6 protein-coding genes are annotated in these 6,370 nt (G+C 37.6%); all 6 read right to left on the bottom strand.

Features of this window, described 5'->3' with window-relative positions; translation table 11 throughout:
• Positions 1-3 precede the first annotated feature (3 nt).
• Entirely contained in the window at positions 4-870 is an 867-nt protein-coding gene (locus EHQ43_RS19495) for an efflux RND transporter periplasmic adaptor subunit (protein WP_244242916.1), read from the bottom strand.
• Positions 871-880: 10 nt separating this feature from the next.
• Positions 881-3,229, bottom strand: coding sequence for an ABC transporter permease (locus EHQ43_RS19500; protein ID WP_244242917.1), 2,349 nt, complete (start codon positions 3,227-3,229; stop codon positions 881-883).
• The gene (locus EHQ43_RS19505) at positions 3,226-3,939 is read right to left on the bottom strand and encodes an ABC transporter ATP-binding protein (protein WP_135742766.1); all 714 of its coding nucleotides are present in this window, start codon (positions 3,937-3,939) and stop codon (positions 3,226-3,228) included. The genes EHQ43_RS19500 and EHQ43_RS19505 overlap by 4 nt, the downstream gene beginning before the upstream one ends.
• Before the next feature lie 111 nt (positions 3,940-4,050).
• A complete protein-coding gene (locus tag EHQ43_RS19510; protein WP_135772107.1) occupies positions 4,051-4,278 on the bottom strand; it encodes a DUF167 domain-containing protein in 228 nt (75 codons plus the stop codon).
• A gap of 302 nt (positions 4,279-4,580) precedes the next feature.
• The gene (locus EHQ43_RS19515; protein WP_244242918.1) at positions 4,581-5,351 is read right to left on the bottom strand and encodes a hypothetical protein; all 771 of its coding nucleotides are present in this window, start codon (positions 5,349-5,351) and stop codon (positions 4,581-4,583) included.
• 699 nt (positions 5,352-6,050) lie between these two features.
• A partial coding sequence (locus EHQ43_RS19520; protein ID WP_135772109.1) for a hypothetical protein occupies positions 6,051-6,370 on the bottom strand: 320 nt, incomplete at its 5' end.

Raw genomic sequence — 6,370 nt, forward strand, 5'->3', positions numbered from 1 at the left:
GGTTTATTCCGCAATCACTTTTGTTCCGTTCGTAATCCCATCACCAGGATACAAAATAATAGATTCTCCTTCATTCAATCCATCTTTGATGAGACTCATCCCTTCACTTTGATGTTCTACGTTGACAAATCGTAATTTTGCTTTTTTCTTCTCAACCGTATAAACAGCCCATTTCTCATCTTGCCTGAAGAGTGCGGAACTTGGAATGAGAATCGAGTTTGGTTTTTCGAAGAGAATGATTTTGCATTCTAACTCATATCCATCGCCCATTCCTGTTGGGGGATCAAATGCGATCGAAATTGGAACTCTTTGTTCTTCCACTCCAAGCGAAGATATCTTGGTGATGGCTGCAGGTTCTATGATGGCGATTTTCCCTTTAAGAATTTGTTCTCCAAATCCAGAAATATTGACAAGGTCTCCAAGTGTAAGGTCTGGCATGTCTTCTGTTAAGATATATGCAACGATTTCCAGTTTGGAAAGATCACCGTAATCTAAGATTCGTTCTCCCATGGCAACGGGGCCTGCACTTTCTCGGTATACTTTTAAGATTTGGCCATTGGTAGAAGCTTTCACTGTTTTGACAATGTCCCAATCCACTGTGAGAAGGGTCATGCCCTTCTTCACTTGGTCACCTGCATGGAGCTCGACTCTACGCATGACTCCATTCACTGGCGAATAGGCAGTATATAATTCTTGGATCTTGGATTTCCCTTGGACGGAGAGGATTTGTTGGTACGTTCCTTTTGTTACTAAAGAAATTTCAACTGGTTTGGGGCTTTTTCGTAAGATCAGGAAAGAGAAACCAATCAGCAAAAAAACTCCAATTCCGATTTTGGCATTTTTTGATTTTAATAGTTCTACGAAATCCATTTTAAACATATTATTCCCTAACCTTTAAAACACTTAATAAATCCATGGTTTTCAATTTCCTAAATACAATCAAATAGCTAATGCCCGCAGTGATTAACGCAAGTAGGATTGAATAATAATATGTGGAAGGGTAAATGGTTGCGGGAATTTTGAATCCTTCTGTTTCATTACTATTTAATATTAAATTTGCTACTTGGTATCCGAAAATACATCCAATGGGAATGGCACATAAAATTTGCCATGATAATTCCCAAGCAATGATGGCAAAAACTTCTTTTAAGGAGAATCCTAAAATTCGCAGACTCCCTAATTCGTATATCCTTTCAGAAAGAGTTATCATCGCTGTATTGTAAATCACCCCAATGGAAATGATAACAGTAAAAATTAATATAAATACAGAAGTAGATTGTAAAGATCTCTGCATCACTTCCTGGAATCCTTTTAGGATAGCAGTTTTCGAAAAAAGACCAATCACCAATGGATCATCTTTAAATTCTTTGATTAACTCTATGTCTTTATTTGGATCCGTTTTTAATAAGGCAATGTTGATGAGATTCCCTTCCTCTAAGATCCGATTTAAATTCTCTTTATTTATGAATACACCTTGTCCTAAGATTTCATTTGCCAAGGAAGTTACTTGAACAGCAAATTTCTTTTTTTCTCCATCGAGTGTTTCGATTTGTATTGTTTCACCAATCTTGATGTTCATACGTTTGGCTAAATCTTGGTTTACCATGATTCCAGAAATTGGAATTTGAATCGGTTTTAAATCTTTCCCGAGAATTTTTCTTAACTCTGAATCTTCGGGAAGTCCTGTGAGTACTATATCTTTATTGTTTCTATCTTTTGTCAGCTTGATCGGAATCGATCTTTGTCCTTCAGCCACGAACACTCCATCCATCTCTTTCAGTTCGAATAAAACAGATTCTGGGATCGGATTACGAAATGTTAATGTGAGTGACTCACGTTGGATGATATTAAACTGCAAATCTAACAGAGAACCAACTGTATCTTGGATAAAGTTTCCAATGATCATGATCATAATCGATGTGGATAATCCAAGGATGGTTAATAGTGTTCGCATGGGTCTTTTGAATAAGTTGCGGAGAACCATTCTTTGGATGGTTTGCAAATCGGTGATCCATGATTCCCAAAATGCGATGGAATATTTTCCGGGTGGGGCAGGGCGCATCGCTTGCGCTGGGTCTAATTTGATAATACCGAATAGGGAAAATAGAGTCCCGATCCCACCAATTAAAATTCCAAAGAATAAAGTAAATAATACCAAGAGAGGAGGGAATATAGGGATCAAATGGGGGAATTTATAAAATTCTCCATATAAATTTGTCATCGCATTTCCAAGAAGATAACCAATGAAAATTCCAAGCAAACTGCTAATGGATGTGATAAAAGTAATTAACTTGAGATAATGGAAAACAATTTGTAAGGAAGTGTATCCTAATGCTCGTAAGGTTGCAATTTGTTCTCTTTCTTTTGTGATGAGTCGATTCGAGATGATGTGTAATAAAAATGCAGCGATGGCAAGAAAAATTCCAGGAAGGAAAACTGCTGTTGTCCTTAGTTGTCTAAATTCATCATTCAAAAACGATTCTGAAGGCAAAAATTTCCGTTCTTTTGCACCCAGGCCACCGTATTCTTCGAGGAGTAAGTCTAAGTCGTGTAATGTTCTCTTCCTATCTAACGGGTCTTTGGTGAGTTGGAAAATCACCTGATTGAAGGAGGATTCAAAATTAAAATTGGCCTCGATTGCCTCTCGTTTCATCCAGAAGATACCAAAATGTTTGTCATCAGGGAGTGGATTCCCTGGCCGAAAGACATAGACATATTCTGGAGAAAGTCCAATCCCTGTGACAGTGAGAAGGACACGTTTTCCTCCAATGATCGTGGATAATTCTGCTCCAGGTTCTAAGTCATTTGCTTTGGCGAAACTTTCGCTGATGACCACTTCTTGGTTTTGTTTCGGTAGTGATCCTTTTGTTAAATAGATGGTATTGATGTGATCGGTTAAGGACAAAAGTTGAGCTGCTGATGGATACACCTCAGTCGGGAAATCGAGAACAATCTCTTTTGAAATCCTTGTTTCGAAACTAGTAATGCCAGGTAATGCCGCAATTTTTCGTTCTATAAAATTGGGAGCACGGTTTAAATATACAAATCCATCACATAAACTTTGTTTGCTGTAGAATTGTTCCTTTGCTTGTAATAAAGAAATATAAGATGACCATGATGCTGAGAAATAACTGAGTCCTGCTGCGATGACGAGTCCAACAGTAAGTCCTTGTAAGGAGATCGATTTTAGATCTCGTAATAGTTTTAAATTGAGAGTTGAGCCGATCACCAACTCACCTCTGAAACTGATTTTTTGTGTTTGTTTTTAGCATCAGAAACAATCGTTCCATCTTTCACGAGTATGATTCTGTCTGCAATTTGAGCAATCGATTCATTATGAGTGATCACAATGGTTGTCGTTCCTAAGTCTTTGTTGATCCCAGTGATTGCTTCTAAAACAATCCTTCCTGTTTTAAAATCTAAGGCTCCTGTTGGTTCATCACATAACAAAAGTTCGGGTCGTTTAGCAATGGCACGTGCGATCGCAACACGTTGTTGTTCCCCACCAGAGAGTTGAGCTGGGAAGTGATCTTTTCTTTCTGCCAATTTTACGAGACTGAGAGCATCAATTGGTGACATTGAATTCTTGGATAAATCTGTCACAAGTCTTACGTTTTCTTCTGCCGTCAAACTTGGGATTAAATTATAGAACTGAAATACAAAGCCAACATTGTTCCTTCTGTAGAGCGTGAGACCTTCATCTGACTCGAGAGCTAATGTGTTCCCATGAAACAACACTTCCCCTGTTGTTGCCGTATCCAATCCACCTAAAATATTAAGAAGAGTGGACTTGCCAGAGCCTGAGGCACCTAACATCACAACCAGTTCCCCTTCAAAAAAATCTAAATTGACGGAATGAAGAGCAACGAGAGGCACCTCACCCACTTGGTACGTTTTTCCGAGGTTCTTGGTTTGGAGAAGCGGCGAAGGGTGTTTCATCTAATCTTTCCAGTAATCTTATAGATTGTCAATATGTACAGTTTATACTTTTGGAACAATCCTGTGAACAGAAAAAACGGATGGTTGTATGTGTGGGGACGTTGATACTTATCAATCCGAAGAGGTGATTTCGACGGTTTTTATGTTTGATACATGACCAGAAACGATTTGAATCTCCTTTTTTGTGACCCCGTAATGCTTTGCTAAAAGACCAACTAATTCCTGATTGGCTTTGCCTTTGATCGGTAATGATTTTAATTTTGCAATGCACTCCGTCTCGGATATAAATTCCAAACCTTGCATCTTTTGATTTGCCTTCACTTTGACAGAAATCTTCATTTTTGAAAACTTGCGATCCGTTATTATTTCAAGTTTTTAAGAATCGATGGAAACAATCAAAGTAAAATTATAAAGTGTTGTGAATTAGACAAAGAGTTATGATCAATGACAAAAAATATAATGAAGATCAATCACACTCCGAAATCAAATGAATCAAAAAAGATTTTAGAATCGTACAGCATTTTCAGCACCTAATATCGATTAGGAAGTAAAATCCATCTCTAAAATTCGACAAAACCGACTCGTTTACTGTCGAATTTGTCGAAATTGTCGAATTTTTACACCAAATACAGCAGAGGGATTCAATTCACATGGATTGAATTTCTAGGGGTGCTGCATTGGTTCCAAACGATTTGATCATGGGAATTCGTGTCTGAAATTGGAATACTACTGAGAATCGGTTCTTTCGTTTGGTACGGGTTAGAACTTTTCTTTTTTTTCTTTTGTTCCATAGGGAAACTGAATGTTTCAAAAGGAGGAATAAACGTTCTTAAATAATAAGGCATAGACTTTCGTTTATGGATCCAGTGCAACATGCAAATGACGCGATGGAATAATTCAGAATTGAGTTCTGTTTCAGGGAATCTGCGATAAATCCTCTTCATGAGGCGTTTGCTCATTTTGTGGTTTGGTTCGGATACAAATCCAAAGGAAGACAAATCCCAATCTAGTTTATCCAGTTCTTGCCCATGTTCAGGTGATTCTTCTCGTCCGCAGTATCCAAAGTATGCGACACCATCTCCTTTTATTTTCTCCATCCATAGCTTATTTGGCTTCCTTCTAGGACCATTTTCTTTCGGCCGATTGAACAATGATTTTGCTAATTCTTCTCTTAGTATCCTTTTAAAGTTTCTCACTTCTCCTTTCGGGATTAAAACATAACCATGGAGGTGAGGATTGTATTGCCCATCGATTCCATTGCCTTCAAAGGTCATGATTGGTATTTCTAATCCTTTCATTTTATATCTGTAGATTTTTGAATTCATATAATATAAGGTTCTATCAAGAGCCACTTTTAATTCCTTCATATCCGCTACTTTATCACCTCTCTTTACTGTGAATGCATATCCCATGTATCCTATCTTGCTATATACCTCATGGTTTTTCTTATTGTACTTCTTAAGACAATTCCAAGTGACTCTGCTCGTAACTCGTTTAACATGTCTTATGTTCATCGATTCTTTTCCGTACTCTCTTTGAAGTTTACCCCATCTTCTTTCACAGATATTGACTATCCTGTTCCTCTTAAACCTTTCTTCCGCCAATTCCTGTAGACATAGCTCGACCATATACGGCCCTCCCGCTTTAAAAATTTCGAAAGTCCGACAAAAGCTCCCGGAGGATTATAAGTCATCGCACTTTCTGGGGTTTTCAAAAGGAGGGCTTTTAGGTCGCCAAGTGATCGCCTTGACTAAATTCTATAAAAAAATCGAATATCGGAGAACCGATATCGCATATTTATTGATTTTTTTTACTTTTGCTGTACGAAAAATTTTTTAAGAATCTGATATTTTTAAGTTCATAAAACAGGGTCTTAAAAATGCGGTAATTGATATTATTATAATAAACTTATGTAATTTGATTCCATACTGCTGCATTTGATGCATTTTGAATCGGATTTGATAGGATGGATTTTTTTATTTCCGGGGTTCTTCCGAGTATATACTCGGATAAACCCCCATTTACGCTAACGCATATTATGTGCTGCAATTGCTGCAACTACAATAGATCTCCTGAAAGGGAATCAGGGAATCTGAAAAGAGAAGGTCTCTCTAAGTGATAGGATCCTTAATTTCTTCAACATTTTCTGAAGTGGAGGTTTTCATTTCATGTACTGCCTGACTTAGCATCTCTTTCAGGCGAATGGATTTTTGCTTCTCCATTTTAACCTCTTCAAGAGCTTGTTTGAATTTTGGATCATTCTTGGACCATTGGGTAATGATCGTATGATTCCTTTTTATTATCAATGCAGCCTCACGATAGCTTTTCCCTTCACTTATAAAGTGCAGAGCATTCTGTTTTTCGGCTGATAGTTCAGGGAAAAGGATCTGGAAGCTATCTTTTCTTTTATGCAATGCCTGGATAATCATCA

Source organism: Leptospira bouyouniensis (genome assembly GCF_004769525.1).
Taxonomy (GTDB): domain Bacteria; phylum Spirochaetota; class Leptospiria; order Leptospirales; family Leptospiraceae; genus Leptospira_A; species Leptospira_A bouyouniensis.